This is a genomic window from Sphingopyxis sp. GW247-27LB (genome assembly GCF_002277025.1).
In the GTDB taxonomy this organism is placed as follows: domain Bacteria; phylum Pseudomonadota; class Alphaproteobacteria; order Sphingomonadales; family Sphingomonadaceae; genus Sphingopyxis.
This window is the reverse complement of sequence record NZ_NIWD01000011.1, coordinates 73,328-90,242: the sequence shown is the minus strand read 5'-3', so window position 1 is coordinate 90,242 and position 16,915 is coordinate 73,328. Positions and strand designations below refer to the sequence as shown.

Sequence of the window (16,915 nt, the reverse complement as noted above, 5' to 3'; positions counted from 1 at the left end):
CCTGTCTGTTTGCAGTCAGGCGGGCTGGTGGCCGCCGTGGTCGGAATAGGGTTCCTCGATCCGGACGCCGAGCGCCTCCATCACGGGGAAATCGTTGAACGAGAAGAGGAAGGCTTCTTCGGAGGGGTCGAGATTGACATGCTCGTGCCACGTCCACGCCGGCACGCAGAAGATGTCGTGCGTCTGCCAGTCGAAGCGCTCGCCGCCGATGATCGAATAGCCGCGGCCGGCCGCGACATTATAGACGACATTGCCGGTGTGCCGGTGCGCCTGCCCGCGAAAGTCGCCGGGCAGCATCTGCATGTGCGCGCCCATCGTCTGCAGCGCCCAGCCGCCGGTCAGCGGGTTCGCATAGCGCATCATATGCCCGTCGAAGGGCGTCCCGCCTGAAACCTTGGCGAGGTTCCAGAGCGCGTCGCGCACCGCATCCCAGCGATAGACCATCACCGGCGAATAGGGCTTGTCCCACGCCCCGACGCCCTCGGGCCGCAAACCCGCGCCGCCATAGCTGAGCGGCAGGTCGTTCGAGGGGAAGGCGGCGGTCTGCGCGGGCTGCTCGTACACCGCGTAGAAATTGGTTTCGAGGCAGTTCATCAGCGGGATGTCGAGCCCGTCCTGCCAGATCGACACCTCGCCATCGGCCGTGACGCCATGGTCGTGCCAGCAGCCGTTCGGGGTCAGCACATAATCATTGGCGCCCAGCGTGATATGATGCCCGTCGACGACGGTATAGGCGCCCTTACCCTCCATGATGAAGCGGTGCGCGGAGGCCGTGTGCTTGTGCGCGGGGGTGATCTCGCCGGGGCGCATCGCCTGCATGCCGCTGAACAGCCAGCCGCAGACGGCGACATTCGCGCGCCCCGCGTCGCTGTCGTTGAGCAGGGTGACGACGCGGCGCCCCGCTTCCTCGGGCTTCACGAGGTCGATCGCGCGCAGGCACATCGCGCGCATATCGGCATAGCGCCAGAGCGTCGGGCGATAGCGCGTCTCGGGCTCCCACGGCTCGATCGCGTTGGCGCGCTTCCAGAAGGCGCCGGCGTTGCGCCGCGCGAGGTCGTCGTAAAACGCCTCGAGTTCGGGCGTGTCGGTGACGCGCGACCGGCCGAGAACGGCGTCGCGCGGGTCGATGGCGGCGGGACTGTCGGTCATGACGCCTCCTCCTCGCTGGGATCGTCCGCGGGCGGGACCTCGTCCACGAACAGGGCCGACGCGCGGGGAGTCCGGTCGACCGTCAGGTTGAAGATGTCGAAGCGGTTATAGCCGCCGACGATGTCGTGCATCAGCTTGGGCCGCACGCAGTCGCCAAGGTCGATCTCGGCATAGACGATGCCCTCGTCGTCGATCAGCGCGTCGCCGATCAGGTTGCCGTGCGGGTCGATGACGCCCGAAAAGGCGCTGTTCGGGCGCGACAGCAATTCGCGGTTCGCCGGTCGGTCGGCACTCATCGCCGCGATGATCTCCTCGCTCACCGTCGAGCAGGCGACGATGGTGAAGACCTTGCCCTCGAAGCTGTGCGCGGTGGCGCGGATCTTGATCGCTTCGGCCATGTTGTAGGAGGCGGGCGCAACCGGCAGCGCGATATAATTGGCGACATGGACGAGTTCGCCCTGCGACAGCAGCGCGAAGCGCGCGAGCGTGTTGGTATTCTCGCCGCACGCCAGCGTCCCGAGCGGCCCCACGGGCGTGTCATAAACACGGATCGAGGCGCCGTCACCGCCCGCCCATGTGAGCTTCTCGGCCCAGGTCGGGACGAGCTTGCGGTGGCGCCCGAGGAGGCTGCCGTCGGCGCCGATGATCAGGTTGCAATTGTAGATCGTGCCGACGCTGACCGGGTCGCGCTCGTTGATCCCGATCACCACCGTGCAGCCATGATCGCGCGCGGCGGCGCACAGCGCCGCGACCTCGGGCCCCTCGGCGAGGATCGAGGCGCGATAGAGGCGTTCGTGCCATTCGGCCCCCTCGATCGGCGTCATCAACCAGTTCCAATAGGGATAGGCGGCGACGAACACCTCGGGAAAGGCGACGAGCTTCGCACCGTTTCCGGCCGCTTCGGCGATCAGCGCGCAGGCCTTGTCGACCGTCGCGGCGGGATCGAGAAAGACCGGCGCGGCCTGCACCGCCGCCACCTTCGACCTGGGCAGGAAGGGCATCGATACCTCGCTCATGTCACCGCCGCCCGCTCTTGATATTCGGGCTTCGCCCACGCCTCGGTCGCGCAGACCCGATCGAGCCGCTCGACCGTCTCGACGATGTCGCGGTAGCGCAGGTAGAGCGGCGTCAGCCCGAAGCGCAGCACGTCGGGGGTGCGGAAGTCGGCGATGACGTCCAGTTCCTTGAGCGCCTGGACGATCTCATACCCCCGGGGATGGGCATAGGCGACCTGGCTGCCCCGGCGCGCCGGGTCGCGCTCGCTGACCAGCGTGAAGCCGTAGCGGGCGCAAAGGGACTCCATCCGCTCCATGAACAGGTCGCCGAGCGCCAGCGACTTGCGGCGCAATTCGTCCATGTCGGCCTCGAGCAGCAGGTCGACGCCCGCCTCGAGCGCCGCGAGCCCGAGCACCGGCGGCGTTCCGCAGAGGAAACGCTCGATCCCCGGCGCCGGATCATAATCTTCCTCGAACGAAAAGGGCCGCGCGTGGCCAAACCAGCCCGAGAGCACGGGCGTCGCCGCCTGATGCCGCGCCGCGGCGAACAGATAAGCGGGCGCACCGGGGCCGCCGTTGAGGAATTTATAGCCGCAGCCGATCGCGAAATCGGCGTTGGCGCCGTTCAGGTCGACGGGGATCGCTCCGGCGCTGTGGCTCAGATCCCAGACGACGAGAGCACCGACGTCATGCGCCTTGCGCGTGACCTGTGCCATGTCGCGGACGCGGCCCGACTTATAGTGGACCTGGGTGAGGAGCAGCACCGCAACGTCATCGTCGAGCGCGTCCAGAACCGCATCGGGGTCGGCAGTCACCGCCTTCACCCGCCCGCCCGAAAAGGCCTCGATCCCCTGCATCATATAGACGTCGGTCGGGAAGTTCGTCGCCTCGGAGAGCAGCTTCGCCCGCCCCGGCCGCAGCGATAGCGCGGCGGTCAGCGCCTTGAAGATGTTCACCGAGGTGGAATCGGTCGCGATGATTTCGCCGGGCCCCGCGCCGAGCAGCCGCGCGATCTTGTCGCCGATCCGGCGCGGCGCGGTCGACCATTCGGCGCCGAGCCACGAGGTGATCAACCCTTCGCCCCACTCCTGAGCGATCACGTGCGCCAGCCGATCGGCGGTCGCCTTGGGCAGCGCGCCGAGCGAATTGCCGTCGAGATAGATGAGGCCGTCGCGGAGCTGGAAGCGATCGCGGAAACCCGCGAGCGGATCGGCCGCGTCGCGTTCCGCGGCATCGGCGGCGAGGAGCGTCCCGGTCATGGCAAATCCCTCAAGATCGCCCGCACCGGGCTCGCGTCGGCGCCGACGATGCGCAGCGGCAGCGCGACGAGCTCGTACCGCCCCGGCGGCACCTCATCGAGGACGAGCCCCTCCAGGATGCGCATGTCGGCGGCCTTGACCGCGTGATGCGCGTCGAGCGTCTTCGACTGTTCGGGATCGAGCGAGGCGGCGTCGGTACCGATCAGGCGGACCCCCATCGCGCCGAGCCGCGCGATCACCTCGCGCGCGATCGCGGTGAAATCCGAATCCCATTGGTCATGGGGGAAATGCTCGTAGGTGCGCAGCAGGACGCGTGTCGCGCCCGCGACGGCGTCCCAGTCGATATCGCCCACCTCCACCCGGCCACGCGCATGGCGGACGTCGAGCAGCACGCAGGGGCCGATATAGGGATCGAGGTCGCTGTCGGCCGACGACACGCCGTCATTGGCATAGTGCAGCGGCGCGTCGCCATGCGTGCCCGCGTGGAGCGGCGTGAACATCGCCCCGACATTGACCGGGCAGCCGTCGCCGATCACCGCATGGCTGTGGAGCGCGAAGGGCGGCTCGCCCGGCCACACGGGCACCGCGGCGTGGAGCGGCTGCGAAATGTCCCACATCCGGCTCATGCGCCCGCCCCTTGAGCATAATCCCCACCCTCGCGCGGCGCGACCATCTCGGTGCGCATCGACCAGAGCTCGGGGAAGAAGCTGAGGTTCAGCGCCTTGACGAGATAATTGACCCCCGACGAGCCCCCGGTTCCCGGCTTGTGGCCGATGACGCGCGCGACGGTCTTCATGTGCTTGAAGCGCCATTCCTGGAAATAATATTCGAGCGCGGTAACCTTCTCGGCGAGCGTGTAGAGGTCCCAGTGGCGCTCGACGTCGGTGTAGACGGCGAGCCACGCCTTCTCGACCGCCTCGGACGGCTCGTAAGGCTGGGTCCAGTCGCGGCTCAGATGATCGGCCGGAATGTCGAACCCGCGCCGCGCGAGCAGTTGGAGAAGCTCGTCGTAGAGCGACGGCGACTCGAAGGCCGCGCGCAGCCGCGCCATCGCCGCCGCATCCTCCTTGTGCACGACCATCATGTCGCCGCGCTTGTTGCCGAGCAGATATTCTAGCTCGCGATACTGCTGCGACTGGAACCCCGACGCGCGGCGCAGGAAGCCGCGAAAGGTCAGAAAATCATGCGGGGTCAGCGTCGCAAGCACTTCCCAGCTATGGATCATGTGGCGCTGGATCGTCGCGATCCGGTCGAGCCCCTTGCCCGCGAGGTCTAGCCGGTCGGCGCGGATCGCCCCGACCACCAGCCGCGCCTCGTGGAGCACCAGCTTGATCCACAGCTCCATCGTCTGGTGCATGATGATGAACAGCATCTCGTCGGGCTTGTCCGACACCGGCACCTGCGCCGATAGCAACTGCTGCGTCTGGATATGGCGCGCGTAGGTCAGGCCATTGTCCCACTGGATCGTCTCGCCGTCGATCTCGGTCTCGAAGATGTCGGTGCCCCCGTCCTTCGTCTGCCTGATCATCGCCGCGCCTCCCCGTTCATGAAGGCCGGTCCCGGCCGGACCGGTTGCAGGAGACCATCATAGGCGCGGTCGCCGGGGAAAGCATCCTCGGGATCGAGCGCGGCTTCGCCCGAAATCCTCCTGTAAATGCTCGCAAAATCGGTCTCCTCGGTCGCGCGCAGCAGATCCTCGAAACCCGCGACCACGAAATAGGTGCGCTGGAACTCGTCGAAATGATATTTGGTCCGCATCACCCGTTCGATATCGAGCCAGATGCGGCGCGGTTCGGGCGAGGTGAGCGCCGCGAGGGTTTCGGCATAGCTCGACAGCAGCCCGCCGCCGAACGCACGCAGTTCGCCGCGTTCGACGACGAGGCCGAACTCGGTCGTATAGAGCCAGAGCCGGCCGAGGAAATCGGAGGCGCCCAGCTTTTCCGCGCGCAGCCCGGCATCGCCATAAGCGACCAGAAACTCGGAAAAAGCCGGATTGATGAGCATCGGGACATGTCCGAAGATGTCGTGGAACATGTCGGGTTCTTCGCTGTAGCCGATCTGCTCGGGCGGCCGCAGGAAATTGGCGGCGGGAAAGCGGCGGTTCGTCAGATGCTCGAAGAAGGGCCGGTTCGGAATCCAGCCGGGGACGGCGACGACCTCCCACCCGGTTGCAGGCCGGAGATGGCGGTTGAGTTCGGCGAAATCGGGAACCCCCGGCGATATCTGCCGGAGCAGATCGAGACCCCGCAGGAAATCATCGCAGGCATAGCCTGCAAGCGCCGCCGTTTGCTGGTCGAACAAGGTTCGCCAGGTCGCGTGCTGCTCCGCGGTGAAGGCGTGCCAACGCTGGTCTATCGTCCAATCCGGCGCCGCCCCTTCGGGCGGGGCATCATATATGTGCGTCGCGGCCACCCATCTCTCCCCATGGATTGCCGGAGAGAATAGGGCGCCGAGGGGGAAACATTGTTCGCAATTCCGCCCCTCCCGATCGGAAGAGCCCGCACATGTCTTTCAAATCGCCCTCGATTGGGAACAATGTTCTTCGCAACTGCGAAAGCGAATACGAATTTGGAGCCTTGCCCGATCATCGCGGAACGATTCGACGAACCGCAGTTGATGCGCGTCGGCGATGGGTGCATAAGCAAGGTCGCGGCCGGAACGGCGATCATCCTTGCCCCGGTGCGCGAGGGAGCAAGATGAGCGACACCATTCTCCATGGTTATTGGCGATCGAGCGCCTCCTACCGGGTGCGCATCGCGCTCAACGTCAAGCAGGTCGACTTCGCGCAGGTCACGCACGACCTGCCCGCCGGCGATCAGCGCGCGCCGGCCTATCTCGCGATCGCGCCGCACGGGCTGGTCCCGACGCTCGAGCATGGCGGCGCAACCTATCTCGAAAGCCCGGCCATCATCGAATGGATCGACGCCACCTGGCCCGAGCCCCCGCTTCTTCCCGCCGCGGCGGGGGATGCGGCGATGGTGCGCGCGATGGCGGCGCTCATCGCCTGCGACGTCCACCCGCTCAACAATCTGCGCGTCCTGACCCGGCTGCGCAGCCAGTTCGATGCGAGCAACGCGCAGGTGAAGGACTGGATCACCCACTGGATCGGCGAGGGGTTGTTCGCACTGGAGCAATTGATCGCGCGTCACGGCGGACGGTTCGCCTTTGGCGACGCGATCACCCTCGCCGACTGCTATCTCGTTCCCCAAATCTACAATGCCGAGCGATATGGCGTCGATCTGGCGAATTTCCCCCGCGCGCATGCCGCCGCGGAGGCGGCGCGCGCGCTTCCGGCTGTCGCCGCCGCGCATCCCGAGAAGCAACCCGACTTTCAATGACGGCCCCGTCCGCGGGGCGGGCCGGACCATTCCAACCAAGGCAGGGCATATGGACAGGCTCGACTGGAAAATCATTGCCGCGCTCGAAGAGAATGGGCGCCAGTCCTTCGCGGATCTCGGGGAAAGGGTTGGCCTTTCCAAATCACCCTGCTGGTCGCGGGTTCGCAGCCTCGAAAAGCAGGGGATCATCGACGGCTATGCGGCGTGCCTCGATCCCTCGGCGCTCGGTCTCGAGGTGCAGAGCTTCGTCGAAGTGCGGATCAATCTCGACGCGCATCTCGAGTTCGAGGCGGCGGTCATCGCCCATCCCGCGGTCGTCGAATGCCACACCACTGCGGGCGACAGCGACTATATGCTCAAGATTTTCGCGCGGTCGGTCCACCATCTCGACGAACTTCTGCGGCACGATCTTTCGAAACTGCCGGGCGTTCACCGTCTGGCGTCGGTGGTGTGCCTCAAATCGATCAAGCGGCAGGGCCCTCTCGCCGAATGGGCGCGAACGACCGAGCATCTGACGCTCTAGCTCTCCCTTCGGCGAACCGGCGGCTTTTCCGGACGCGCGCGCCATCGGATCGCCATCGCACGGCAACGCCCGTCGATCGCGCGCCTTCACTCATAGCGAAGGGCATCCACGACGCGGCTTTGCGCGACCCGCAGAACCTGTGCCGACATCACCGCCATCGCGACGAGGACCACCGCCCCCGCCACCGCCGCGAACAGCCACCAGGGCAGGTCCGTGCGCGATACGAACTGGTCGAGCCAGCGCCGCATGACGCCGTAGCCGAGGCCGAGGCCGACCGCGCATGCCGCGAGCACGGGGAGCAGGAATTGCCAGAGCAGCAACCGGACGATTGCCTCCGGCGACGCGCCCATCGCGCGGCGGATCCCGATTTCCTTGCGCCGCCGGTCCGCCGAATAGGCCGACAGCGCGAACAGTCCCATCGCGGCGATGACCAGCGCGACGAGCGCGCACGCGGCGATCACCCAGCCCTGGACGATCGTCGCGCGATAGCGATCGGCCTCGATCTGCGAGAGAAGGCGCGCATCGAGCGCTCCCCCCTCCCCCATCGCCTTCCACAGCCTTGCGAGTTCGCTACGGACGGCGGGCAGCGCCGCTGGCGTCGTCTCCACCGCGAGCGTGCCCCATTCGGGCACGCCCGCATTGTAGATCAGTTCGCCGGCCGGTTCGAACACGGACGCGGCGGCATCGGGAACGACGCCGATGACGATGTACGGCGTGGTCGGCGGATTGGGACCGACCTGCAGCGAGATGGCGAGCGGCTGGCCGATCGCCGCGCGCGGCGAGGCGAAGCCGAAATGGCGCGCGGCGGTCTGGTTGAGGATGACTTCGGCGCGCGCGCCGGCCGCATCGCGCGCGGGTGAAAAGGCGCGCCCGGCCAGCGGCTGGAGCCCGGTCACCGCGAAGAAATAGGGGTCGACCTCGACGAAGCCGGGAGTGAAGCGCTGGCCCGCGCGATTGATCGCGGTGACCGCGCCTTGCGGCGCCAGGTTGAATGCCCCCGGCGCCGAGCAGCTCGCGCCGCGCACGCCGGGCAATTCGCGCGCCGCCTGCGGCAGGCCCGAGCGGCAGCGCGCGGCGACGGTGAGCAGGGTTCGCTCGCCCGCGCCCAGCGCGCGATCCAACGCGAAATCGGTCTGGCGATAGACGGTGATCGCGGCGACGAGCAGGCCCGCGAGGATCGCGAACTGAACGATCACCATGATCCGCCCGATCCATGCCGGCGCCGCCAGCCCGACCGTCCCGCCGCCGAGCGCTGCCGCCGGGCGGAAGGAGGACAGGATGACCGCCGGATAGAGCCCCGATGCCACGCCGACGACCAGCCACAGCGCGGATAGCGGCAACAGCAGCCCCGGCTCGCGCGTCAGGTCGAAGGCGAGCGACAGCCCGAGCAGCCCGTTGACCGCGGGGAGCACCAGTTCGACGATCCCCATGCCGAGGACGAGCGCGACGAGCGTGACGAGAAGGCTCTCGCCCAGAAACTGCCCGAGCAGACGGCCGCGCCCCGCTCCGCACGCCTTGCGCACCGCGACCTCCGCGCCGCGCCGCCCGGCGCGCGCGGTCATCAGCGCGATATAGCTCGTGGCGGCCATCGCGAGGATCAGCAGGCCGACCGCGCCGATCGCGACGACCACTGCCGGATCGACCCGCGGCTTGCCGTGCGGGCTGTCGTCGGGCGGGCCGAAATGGATGGCGGCGACCGGCATCGCATAGCCGCCGACTTTGGTGCCGCTCGCCGCCGCCATCGCCTGAAAGGGACGGATGACCGCGTCGAGCGCCGGCTGGAGGTCGGCGGCGGTCGTGACCGGCTTGCCGCGAACATAGGTCAGGATCGGGAGGTTGATCGTCGGCACCGGGCTCGCATCGGCTTGCGCGAGCGGCGAAGCGGCGCCGATGCCGGAGGCGACGAACTGCAGGTCGAGATGGGTCTCGGGCGGCAGGTCGGCGATGATCGCGGTGACGCGCAGGCGCTGGGCTTCGCCGCCCGCGCCGGCGATCTCGAGCGTCGCTCCGAGCGGCGCATCGCGCCCGAACAGCCGCCGCGCGGCGCTTTGCGCGAGCACGACGGTACCCGGCTCGGCGAGCGCGGTATCGAGATTCCCGGCGACCCGCGCCAACGGCAGGACGCGAAAGATTGCGGGGTCGGCCCAGACGAAACCCTCGGCGCGAATAGGCTCTGCCCCCGGGGTCGCGCGGACCAGAGGGTCGCCCTGGTAAAGACGCGCGACCGCTTCGATCCGGTCGCTGCGCGCCGCGAGCGCCGCCGCGAGCATCGAGGGAGTCAGCGCCGATACGCGCTCGGGCTGGCCCGGCTGCGCGATGGTCCCGGTCATGCGGAAGATGCGTTCGTGCCCGGGAATGAACGTTTCGTAACCATATTGCTGGCGCACGAAGAGCCCGGTCAGGATCGCCGCGGCGAGCGCGAGGGCGAGCCCGATCAGGGTCACGCCGACATAAAGGCGTCCGAGGGTGAGCGAGCCGAAGGTCGAAGCGAAAAGGCTGCGCAACATGGGTCAGGCGCCGAGCTGCGTCTGGCTGACGATCCGTCCGTCGAGCAACTGGATCCTGCGGTCGGCACGGTCGGCCTGCGCGAGCGAATGGGTGACCATCACCACGCTCGTCCCGCGCCCGACCGCCTGCCCCAGCAATTCCATCACCGCTTCGCCGTTGGCGGTGTCGAGATTGCCGGTCGGCTCGTCGGCGAGGATCAGTTTCGGGTCGGACACGATCGCGCGGGCCACCGCGACGCGCTGCTGCTGGCCGCCGGACAATTGCCTGGGCAAATGGCGCGCGCGATGGCGCATTCCGACCCGGTCGAGCGCCGCCTCGACCCGTTCGCGCCGTTCGAGCGCGCCGACGCCGCGATAGAGGAGCCCGAGTTCGACATTCTGGGTCACCGTCAGCTCATCGACCAGATTGAAGCTCTGAAAGACGAAGCCGATCGCGGCGCGGCGCAGCCGGGTGAGGTCGCGCTCGCGCGCCGCGCTCACATCCTCGCCGAGCATTTCGAACCGCCCGCTGTCGGCGCGGTCGAGCAGCCCCAATATGTTGAGAAGCGTCGATTTCCCGCAGCCCGACGGGCCCATGATCGCGACGAACTCGCCCTCGCCGATCGCCAGCGACACGTCGCTCAGCGCGTGGGTCCGCACTTCGCTCGTCGCATAGCTTTTCGAAATATTTTCCACGCGCAGCATGATGAAACTCCTAACGAATATCGATGCGCCGGTACGCGTCCCAGCCGTCGTAGCTGGACGTGATCACGCGATCGCCGGGGGTGAGCCCGGCGAGGATTTCGACCTGGTCGGCGTTGCGCCGGCCGATACGGATGCGCCGGCGCTCGGCGCGGCCGCCGCCGGGCGCGAGCACGAACGCCCATCGTCCGCCCGACGCTTCGAGAAAGGCGCCCGCGGGCAGCAGCAACGCCGGACGGTCGGCGCCGAGCGACAGCCGCCCGCGCACCGCCTCGCCCGCGACGAGCGCGGCGGGCTCCGTGCCGACGAAATCGAGGTCGATGCCGAAGCTGCCGTCCTTCACCTCGGGATAGATGCGCGTCACGACCAGCGGCATCACGCGCCCATGCCCCTCGGCCTCGGCGCGCTGCCCGACGCGCACGCGGCCGAGATAATATTCGTCGATGCGCGCCGCGACGCGAAAGCCGGTGTCGAGCGCAAGCTCGCCGAGCCGGTCGCCGCGATTGCGGTTCTCGCCGCGCTCGACATCGAAAGCGGCGAGGCGTCCCGCAGCCGGCGCGCGAACGGTCAGGTCGTCGAGCTTCGCGCGGGTGATCGAAAGGCTTCTGGTCAGCGTCGCGAGCTGGGTGTCGATCTGCGGCTGCTGGAGCGCGCTCAGCCGCGCCTGGCGCCGGCGGCGCGCTTCCTGGATCGCTTGCCGGTCGGCAACCGCGCGCCGCTCGTCCATCAGGCCGTCGATCGTCTTTTTCGGCACGAAGCCGCGATCGGCGAGCGGCAGGCTGCGCGCGAGGTCGCGGTCGACGCGGGTACGATCATAGCGCGTCGCCGCGAGCGCCTGCGCATTTTCGCTGCGATCCTGCTCGAGTTGCTGCTGATAGCCCTGAAGCTGGGTGATCGATTCGATCAATCGCGCCTCCTGCGACAGGATATCGAGCTCGAGCGTCGTGTTGGTGAACTCGACGAGCGGCTGTCCCGCCGCGACATGATCGCCCGACGTCACGAACACGCGCCGCACGCGCCCGCCCTCGGCGGCGTCGAGATAGATGGTGTCGCGCGGCTCGACGCGGCCCTGCAGGCTCGTCGTGTCGTGGAACGCGCCGCGCATGGCGCGCGCGACGACCAGCTCTTCGGAACGCACCGCGAGCGAAGGCGTCGCGAAGGAGCGTATGCCGGCGACCAGCGCGAGCAGCACCGCCGCCAGCCCCAGCGCCGGCAGCGCGATTCGCCGGTGACGGCGCAGCCAGCTTTGCCGCAGGGGTTCATCCATCGCTTCCTTTGCTCCTCATGGCGTTCAGTATCGCCCGTGCCGGGGAAAATCGGAAATGGCCTTAATTCAACTGGTTGGACCATATTCCGTTCGTCGCGCGCGCGCGAAGTGTCCGGGATCGGACGGTCGCGCGGCACGATTCGCCGGCGGCCGGCGGCAAGCCCTTGCTTTTGCATCGCTTCCCCACGCCCCCCGCATCCGGTAGCATCGCGGCATGGAAACCCCGCGCCGCATCCTGCTGATCGAGGACGACCCCGCGGTCGCCCAGGCGATCCGCCTCGCGCTGCGCGGCGTCGCCGAGGTCGACGGCTTCGCCGATCCCGACGCGCTCCCGGCGTGGCCGCGCGGCTATGACGCCGCGCTTCTCGACATGAATTTCCGCCCCGACCAGCGCGACGGCAGCGCCGGGCTCGACGCGATCGACCGGCTGCGCGCCGCCGACCCGGCGCTCGCGATCGTCATGCTGACGGTGTTCGGCGGCGTCGCCGTCGCGGTCGAGGCGCTCAAGCGCGGCGCGTCGGATTTCCTGCTGAAGCCATGGCGCAACGATCGGCTCGTCGAGGCGATCCGCGCCGCGATCGACCTCACCGCCCGCCAGCGCGCGGGCGAGGCGATGAGCCTCGACGCGATCGAGCGCCACGCGATCGAACGCGCGCTCGCGCGTGCCGACGGCAATATCAGCCACGCCGCGGCGGCGCTCGGGCTGACGCGGCCCGCCCTTTACCGGCGGATCGAGAAGCATGGGCTTTAGCGCGCCGCGCCACTGGCCTTTCGCGGCGGGGCTCGCCGCGCGCGGATTGGTCGCCGGATGTCTCGCGGCGGGCGGCACGGCTCTGGCTCTCTCGGGCCGTCCCGTTCTGGGCGCGATCGCCTGGTGCCTCGCCCTTCTCACCCTCGTCGCGCTCGTCCGCGCCGCGCGCCGCGCCGAGCAGGCGATGCGCGAACTCGTCGACCAGCTCGCGGCCGGCGCCGACGACCGCCCGGCCCCACTCCCCGCCGCTTTCGCCGATCTCGACGCGGCGATCGCCGGCGCCATCGACGCGATGCGGCAACGAGAAACGGGATATGGTGCGCAATCGCAACGCGACGCGGCGCTGCTCGACACGGTGCCCGCCGCTCTGTTCGTCACCGACGCGGGCGGCAGGCTGGTGCGCAGCAATCGCGCGGCGCGGGCGCTGGCGCCGACATCGCCCGCGCGCTTCGCCGATCATCCGGCCTTCGCCCCCGGCGATGCGGCGATGCTGCTCGCGGGCCGCCCCGAGGCCGGCCGCATGCTGCGTCTCGTCGATGGGCGGGCGGCGCACGCGTCGGTCAGCGGCTTCGACCTCGCCGACGGATCGCGGCGGCGGCTGATCGCGGTGCAACTCGTCGCCGAAGGCCTCGGCGCGGTCGAGACCGACGCGTGGCACCGCCTGAGTCGCGTGCTCGCGCACGAGATGATGAACTCGCTGAGCCCGGTCGTCTCGCTCGCCGAAAGCCTGGTCGCGCTGGCCGCGGACCCCGCCGCCGACCCGGATCGCCGCGAAACCGCCGCCGCTGCCGCGACGATCGCCCGGCGCGCGCAGCATCTGATGGGGTTCGTCGAACGCTATCGCCAGTGCCTGACGATCCCGCACCCGGAGCCGGTGCCGGTCGATCTTGCCGGATTCGTCGAAGATGTCGCCGCGCTCGCGCGCCGTTTCGATCCGCGCGTCGATCTCCGGCTGTATGGCTCTTCACCGGAGCGCCCCGTCGCGATCGATCGCGAACTCATCGAGCAGGCCTTGCTCAACCTGCTCAAGAACGCCGTCGAAGCCGCGCAGGAGGGGGACCAGCCCACCGTCAGGCTCGGCCATGCCATGGAAGGCGATAGTCTGGTCTTCACCGTCGAGGACAATGGCCGCGGCCTTCCGGCCGGAGCGGAGGATATCTTCCTTCCTTTCTTCACGACGAAAAAAGGCGGGGCCGGCATTGGACTGGCCCTCGCGCGCCAGATCGCGCTGGCCCATGACGGAAGCATTTTCGCCGAGCGGATAGCGGGAGGCACAAGGCTCTCGATGCGGCTCCCGGCCGGCCCGTCTTCGCACGCGAGCTGAGCCCGCCATGGTTCGCCGTGACCGCTGGTTTACAAAGGACCCATCCGGACCGCATCGGGCGGAAAAGTGGAGGTAGCGGGAGCCACACCATCCACCTAATGGCATGTTAATATTGAATATTCTCTCCGATCGGACAGGACATACCCTCACTCATACCCTCACGCGACCACAAAGAAAAAATGGGAATCGAAAAGAGGGATGAAACGCGAAAAAAGGGAATCGAACACGCCGGTGGTGGGGCTTACTTGTCCTTCATCCTGCATTTGGCGAAAACGCGAAATTGCAGGATAAATTGCCTATGGACAGGCGCGAGCGATCTTGCCTGTCGTTCCTGCGGCTCGCTCATGGCACCTAACTTTTCTCGAACAGGCGCTTGAGACTGGCGTATCGGACGAAGGTTGATCGACCGACCTTTACCGTTTCAAGCTCGCCGGCCTTGATGAGTTCGTAGAGCGTCGATCGACCTATGCCGGTGAGTTTCACCGCGGCGGCTATGCGGACGCATACCCGAGCGCGTCGGGGCGAAGGCCATGACATGCTCCGGCCCGTCGTGGCGAAGATAGCGCCACCGCTTGCGGCCGAGAAAGACGCTGCTGTCGCTGAGCAGGCCGGCGCGGTCGATCTCGCCGTTTGTAGCCCAGCGCGCGGAGCCGTATGTGGTGACATGCCGCGACTGGCGCGCGCGCCATAGCGACCCGGCGATGGCGGACGCGCAGCCGAGAAAGCCGCTCGCTCCGGCGATCATCCCGGCCTTGTCGAAAACCTCGGGCGCGTAAGCTTCGTAGTGATACCACCACGGAAATATCGCCCACGGCCGATAGACCGGCGTGTCGAACAGGACAAACCATGCCGGTCCAAGCTGCGGCTGATAACCTAGCTGTGCCGCACACCATTGCGTGGCGATCCAGACGCCTGCGATTACCATCGCGAAAACGACGAAAATCTGTCCGACAAGGAGTTTGGTAGGCGTTAAGACATTTTCCCGGCGACGCAGGGATCGCGTCGGCGTCCCAAAAATCAGCCGGGTCGGTGAAATCTCATATGACGGTTATGGCGCGTGATGACGCGCCGCGACGCAGTGCGAAGGGCTATCAGATTTCGCTATAGGTATCGGCGTGACTGCATCGCGCCTGATGTCGGCCGTTCCACCTCTGATGAGCCCGAGCCGAAATGCGGGCACCGCCGTCCTTTTCGCTCTCCGCCAGCGGCCGGTCGAGCACGATGCCGCACGCCGTACGGTATTACTCGACATGCTTGGGCATTTGGCCGAGCACAGTTAGTGCTAGGAGACCGCGCCGCGGAGCGCGGAATAGGAAATTGATCGACGAGGCCGCGACTTTCGAAGGTTCCTCAACACTTTCAGCGTTTTGGGCGAATAGCGTTCCGACAGAGCGGCTGGCCGCCGGAGCATCCTACCTTTTGCGGATACCGTGATCGACCGAAGGGCGCTTATAGCCATCCCGTATCCGGTATTTGAAAGCCGATAGATTCGGGTTAGTCCCTCCCAGCTACAAGTAGCTCCCTCTGACCTTCATTTACGCTACCGACATAATTCAGGATTCCGGCGACTTGTTCGTCCGAACCGCCTTGAATATTTTCGAGAAATTCGACCATCCGATCAGCAGCAATTTCCATACGCCTGCTACCGATATGGATGTTGAAAGCGGTGATCTCTGCTGCGGGCCCATCGGACTTGGCATCATTTATAACGAAGCCGGATGCATCGGCGGCAGCGCGTATTTCGCTCAAAGCATGATCAACCGTCGCAACATCGTGCGAGGACACGATGATGTCGTCTACATATATCGACACTGGCCAGACTGCGTTGTTGACGCAAGCGATCGCCGCGCCGAGAGCCGAATGGTCAAGCACGACAGACGCTAACAATGGCGATTGAATTAAACCGAACCGCAGGCTGAAGTTCCGTTGCCCCCTTAACCGTCGCTATTATCGCAGATGGCCGCCGTGGTTTCGCAAGCCTCTTGGAACGGCGCTTATTGCAGAAGACATAGGAAGCTATGCATTGTGCGGCTCTGGAAGGTGGTTATTCCGCCCGGCACGGACATAGATACATCCAGCCAATCCCGCCGCGTTGGCGACGTCCCAATCAATAGCTCATGCAGAGCACACGACGCTTATATCGGCACCAGAGCTGACATCGACGCGCATCGCGCAGATCCGCCAGCAGGTCGAGAAGGCGACGAGAGGCCGCGACCGTAAGAAGCTGCGATTGAATAATTCCAGTCCTCAAAGAGAAAAACAGGAAACACCGCCCTCGCCATTTAATGAAAATCCAGGCAGAAACTTGACTTTTCGAAAAGGATGGCCCATATCACAGTTGCTAACGTCGCCTGCGACGGAATTTTGATACCCCGCTCCGGGGCGATTCTTCCCTTCTCACGCTTCCAGCTCTGTCGGTGCTTTTGCCGGCGGATATCCTGTTTTCGTGAAAGGAAACACTCATGCCGATCGGCAAAGTCAAATTCTTCAACAGCGACAAGGGCTATGGCTTCATCTCGAATGAAGACGGCTCGGGCGACAGCTTCGTCCATGTGACTGCCGTCGAGCGCGCCGGAATGGCGTCGCTGGGCAAGGACCAGCGCGTCTCGTACGAACTGGAAACCGGCCGCGACGGCAAGATCTCCGCGGTCAATCTCGAAGCGGCCTGACCCGGCCCTTCGGCAATGGCCAAGGAAGATGTCCTCAGCTTCGAGGGCTCGATCGAGGAAATCCTGCCCGACGGGCGGTTCCGCGTCATCCTTGAAAATGGCCATCGGCTGATCGCCTATACCGCCGGACGGATGCGACGCTTTCGTATCCGTTCGGTGGTCGGCGACGCCGTCCGCGTCGAAATGACGCCCTATGACCTGACCAAGGGCCGCATCGTCTACCGCGATCGCGGCCCCGGCGGTCCAGCCGGCGGCGCGCGCAAGCGCCGCTGACACCTGAGAATCAAGAAGACCAATATGTTTCAGACCAACACCATTCTACCCGCGCTCGCCGGCCTCCCGCTGGCAGGCAATCCGATCACTATAGGCCGCACGCCGCGCCGTTCGCCAACGCTCTCGCGCCGCGAACTGAAGCGGCTGATCGCCGACATGATCGATTGAACGAAAGGAAA

18 protein-coding genes and 1 pseudogene are annotated in these 16,915 nt (G+C 66.7%); 7 read left to right on the top strand and 12 right to left on the bottom strand.

Going from position 1 to position 16,915, the window contains the following annotated elements:
• Window positions 1–15: 15 nt before the first annotated feature.
• Genes CD928_RS16375 through phhA form a run of 6 tightly spaced genes read right to left on the bottom strand, consistent with a single transcriptional unit; the run spans window position 16 to window position 5,815 of the window.
• Window positions 16–1,149 carry a cupin domain-containing protein gene (locus CD928_RS16375; RefSeq protein WP_095388171.1) on the bottom strand — a complete coding sequence of 378 codons (1,134 nt, stop codon included), beginning with the start codon at window positions 1,147–1,149 and terminating at the stop codon, window positions 16–18.
• Entirely contained in the window at window positions 1,146–2,165 is a 1,020-nt protein-coding gene (locus CD928_RS16370) for a carbon-nitrogen hydrolase family protein (RefSeq protein ID WP_255247216.1), read from the bottom strand. Before CD928_RS16370 ends, CD928_RS16375 begins: the two co-directional genes overlap by 4 nt.
• Window positions 2,162–3,403, bottom strand: a complete 1,242-nt coding sequence (kynU, locus tag CD928_RS16365) for a kynureninase (RefSeq protein WP_095388170.1) — start codon at window positions 3,401–3,403, stop codon at window positions 2,162–2,164. The genes CD928_RS16370 and kynU overlap by 4 nt, the downstream gene beginning before the upstream one ends.
• The gene (gene kynB / locus CD928_RS16360) at window positions 3,400–4,029 is read right to left on the bottom strand and encodes an arylformamidase (protein ID WP_095388169.1); all 630 of its coding nucleotides are present in this window, start codon (window positions 4,027–4,029) and stop codon (window positions 3,400–3,402) included. Before kynB ends, kynU begins: the two co-directional genes overlap by 4 nt.
• Window positions 4,026–4,931, bottom strand: a complete 906-nt coding sequence (locus tag CD928_RS16355; protein ID WP_095388168.1) for a tryptophan 2,3-dioxygenase — start codon at window positions 4,929–4,931, stop codon at window positions 4,026–4,028. The genes kynB and CD928_RS16355 overlap by 4 nt, the downstream gene beginning before the upstream one ends.
• Window positions 4,928–5,815: a phenylalanine 4-monooxygenase gene (gene phhA / locus CD928_RS16350; RefSeq protein ID WP_095388167.1), complete on the bottom strand. Its 888-nt coding sequence runs from the start codon at window positions 5,813–5,815 to the stop codon at window positions 4,928–4,930. The genes CD928_RS16355 and phhA overlap by 4 nt, the downstream gene beginning before the upstream one ends.
• Before the next feature lie 284 nt (window positions 5,816–6,099).
• Here phhA and maiA point away from each other — a divergent pair, with 284 nt between their 5' ends.
• Both maiA and CD928_RS16340 read left to right on the top strand, forming a co-directional pair.
• Window positions 6,100–6,741 carry a maleylacetoacetate isomerase gene (gene maiA / locus CD928_RS16345; protein WP_095388166.1) on the top strand — a complete coding sequence of 214 codons (642 nt, stop codon included), beginning with the start codon at window positions 6,100–6,102 and terminating at the stop codon, window positions 6,739–6,741.
• 49 nt (window positions 6,742–6,790) lie between these two features.
• On the top strand, window positions 6,791–7,264 hold the full coding sequence (locus CD928_RS16340) for an Lrp/AsnC family transcriptional regulator (RefSeq protein ID WP_095388165.1): 474 nt from the start codon (window positions 6,791–6,793) through the stop codon (window positions 7,262–7,264).
• A gap of 86 nt (window positions 7,265–7,350) precedes the next feature.
• Here the strand turns inward: CD928_RS16340 and CD928_RS16335 are convergent, their stop codons facing one another.
• The 3 genes from CD928_RS16335 to CD928_RS16325 are packed head-to-tail and all read right to left on the bottom strand — an operon-like array spanning window position 7,351 to window position 11,719.
• The gene (locus CD928_RS16335) at window positions 7,351–9,771 is read right to left on the bottom strand and encodes an FtsX-like permease family protein (RefSeq protein ID WP_095388164.1); all 2,421 of its coding nucleotides are present in this window, start codon (window positions 9,769–9,771) and stop codon (window positions 7,351–7,353) included.
• A gap of 3 nt (window positions 9,772–9,774) precedes the next feature.
• Window positions 9,775–10,455: an ABC transporter ATP-binding protein gene (locus tag CD928_RS16330; protein ID WP_095388163.1), complete on the bottom strand. Its 681-nt coding sequence runs from the start codon at window positions 10,453–10,455 to the stop codon at window positions 9,775–9,777.
• Window positions 10,456–10,465: 10 nt separating this feature from the next.
• Entirely contained in the window at window positions 10,466–11,719 is a 1,254-nt protein-coding gene (locus tag CD928_RS16325) for an efflux RND transporter periplasmic adaptor subunit (RefSeq protein ID WP_095388162.1), read from the bottom strand.
• 214 nt (window positions 11,720–11,933) lie between these two features.
• Here CD928_RS16325 and CD928_RS16320 point away from each other — a divergent pair, with 214 nt between their 5' ends.
• Both CD928_RS16320 and CD928_RS16315 read left to right on the top strand, forming a co-directional pair.
• On the top strand, window positions 11,934–12,470 hold the full coding sequence (locus tag CD928_RS16320) for a response regulator transcription factor (protein WP_095388161.1): 537 nt from the start codon (window positions 11,934–11,936) through the stop codon (window positions 12,468–12,470).
• Entirely contained in the window at window positions 12,460–13,794 is a 1,335-nt protein-coding gene (locus CD928_RS16315) for a PAS domain-containing sensor histidine kinase (protein ID WP_095388160.1), read from the top strand. The genes CD928_RS16320 and CD928_RS16315 overlap by 11 nt, the downstream gene beginning before the upstream one ends.
• 351 nt (window positions 13,795–14,145) lie before the next feature.
• Here the strand turns inward: CD928_RS16315 and CD928_RS16310 are convergent, their stop codons facing one another.
• From CD928_RS16310 to CD928_RS23095, 3 genes and pseudogenes are all read right to left on the bottom strand, one after another.
• Window positions 14,146–14,331 (bottom strand): helix-turn-helix domain-containing protein, encoded by a 186-nt coding sequence (locus tag CD928_RS16310; RefSeq protein ID WP_082737236.1) that lies wholly within the window; start codon window positions 14,329–14,331, stop codon window positions 14,146–14,148.
• A pseudogene (locus CD928_RS16305) lies at window positions 14,300–14,719 on the bottom strand (conjugal transfer protein TraG); the annotation flags it as partial. The pseudogene CD928_RS16305 and the gene CD928_RS16310, both read right to left, overlap by 32 nt.
• A 569-nt stretch (window positions 14,720–15,288) precedes the next feature.
• Window positions 15,289–15,666: a hypothetical protein gene (locus CD928_RS23095; protein WP_169799620.1), complete on the bottom strand. Its 378-nt coding sequence runs from the start codon at window positions 15,664–15,666 to the stop codon at window positions 15,289–15,291.
• A 590-nt stretch (window positions 15,667–16,256) separates the two neighbouring features.
• On the opposite strand from CD928_RS23095, the gene CD928_RS16295 reads away from it, so the two are divergent.
• Genes CD928_RS16295 through CD928_RS23460 form a run of 3 tightly spaced genes read left to right on the top strand, consistent with a single transcriptional unit; the run spans window position 16,257 to window position 16,904 of the window.
• Window positions 16,257–16,463, top strand: a complete 207-nt coding sequence (locus tag CD928_RS16295) for a cold-shock protein (RefSeq protein ID WP_067105477.1) — start codon at window positions 16,257–16,259, stop codon at window positions 16,461–16,463.
• 15 nt (window positions 16,464–16,478) lie between these two features.
• The gene (gene infA, locus CD928_RS16290; protein WP_067105478.1) at window positions 16,479–16,736 is read left to right on the top strand and encodes a translation initiation factor IF-1; all 258 of its coding nucleotides are present in this window, start codon (window positions 16,479–16,481) and stop codon (window positions 16,734–16,736) included.
• A gap of 24 nt (window positions 16,737–16,760) precedes the next feature.
• Window positions 16,761–16,904 carry a hypothetical protein gene (locus CD928_RS23460; protein ID WP_156482936.1) on the top strand — a complete coding sequence of 48 codons (144 nt, stop codon included), beginning with the start codon at window positions 16,761–16,763 and terminating at the stop codon, window positions 16,902–16,904.
• Window positions 16,905–16,915 lie beyond the last annotated feature (11 nt).

What these genes read in the sequence shown, in the direction of transcription:
- infA (WP_067105478.1), top strand. Translation starts at nt 16,479, where the DNA reads ATGGCCAAGGAAGATGTCCTCAGCTTCGAGGGCTCGATCGAGGAAATC.
- CD928_RS23460 (WP_156482936.1), top strand. Translation starts at nt 16,761, where the DNA reads ATGTTTCAGACCAACACCATTCTACCCGCGCTCGCCGGCCTCCCGCTG.
- CD928_RS16295 (WP_067105477.1), top strand. Translation starts at nt 16,257, where the DNA reads ATGCCGATCGGCAAAGTCAAATTCTTCAACAGCGACAAGGGCTATGGC.
- CD928_RS16375 (WP_095388171.1), bottom strand. Translation starts at nt 1,149, where the DNA reads ATGACCGACAGTCCCGCCGCCATCGACCCGCGCGACGCCGTTCTCGGC.
- CD928_RS16340 (WP_095388165.1), top strand. Translation starts at nt 6,791, where the DNA reads ATGGACAGGCTCGACTGGAAAATCATTGCCGCGCTCGAAGAGAATGGG.
- CD928_RS16330 (WP_095388163.1), bottom strand. Translation starts at nt 10,455, where the DNA reads ATGCTGCGCGTGGAAAATATTTCGAAAAGCTATGCGACGAGCGAAGTG.
- maiA (WP_095388166.1), top strand. Translation starts at nt 6,100, where the DNA reads ATGAGCGACACCATTCTCCATGGTTATTGGCGATCGAGCGCCTCCTAC.
- kynU (WP_095388170.1), bottom strand. Translation starts at nt 3,403, where the DNA reads ATGACCGGGACGCTCCTCGCCGCCGATGCCGCGGAACGCGACGCGGCC.
- CD928_RS16355 (WP_095388168.1), bottom strand. Translation starts at nt 4,931, where the DNA reads ATGATCAGGCAGACGAAGGACGGGGGCACCGACATCTTCGAGACCGAG.
- kynB (WP_095388169.1), bottom strand. Translation starts at nt 4,029, where the DNA reads ATGAGCCGGATGTGGGACATTTCGCAGCCGCTCCACGCCGCGGTGCCC.
- CD928_RS16315 (WP_095388160.1), top strand. Translation starts at nt 12,460, where the DNA reads ATGGGCTTTAGCGCGCCGCGCCACTGGCCTTTCGCGGCGGGGCTCGCC.
- CD928_RS16320 (WP_095388161.1), top strand. Translation starts at nt 11,934, where the DNA reads ATGGAAACCCCGCGCCGCATCCTGCTGATCGAGGACGACCCCGCGGTC.
- CD928_RS16310 (WP_082737236.1), bottom strand. Translation starts at nt 14,331, where the DNA reads ATGTCATGGCCTTCGCCCCGACGCGCTCGGGTATGCGTCCGCATAGCC.
- CD928_RS16370 (WP_255247216.1), bottom strand. Translation starts at nt 2,165, where the DNA reads ATGAGCGAGGTATCGATGCCCTTCCTGCCCAGGTCGAAGGTGGCGGCG.
- CD928_RS16325 (WP_095388162.1), bottom strand. Translation starts at nt 11,719, where the DNA reads ATGGATGAACCCCTGCGGCAAAGCTGGCTGCGCCGTCACCGGCGAATC.
- CD928_RS16335 (WP_095388164.1), bottom strand. Translation starts at nt 9,771, where the DNA reads ATGTTGCGCAGCCTTTTCGCTTCGACCTTCGGCTCGCTCACCCTCGGA.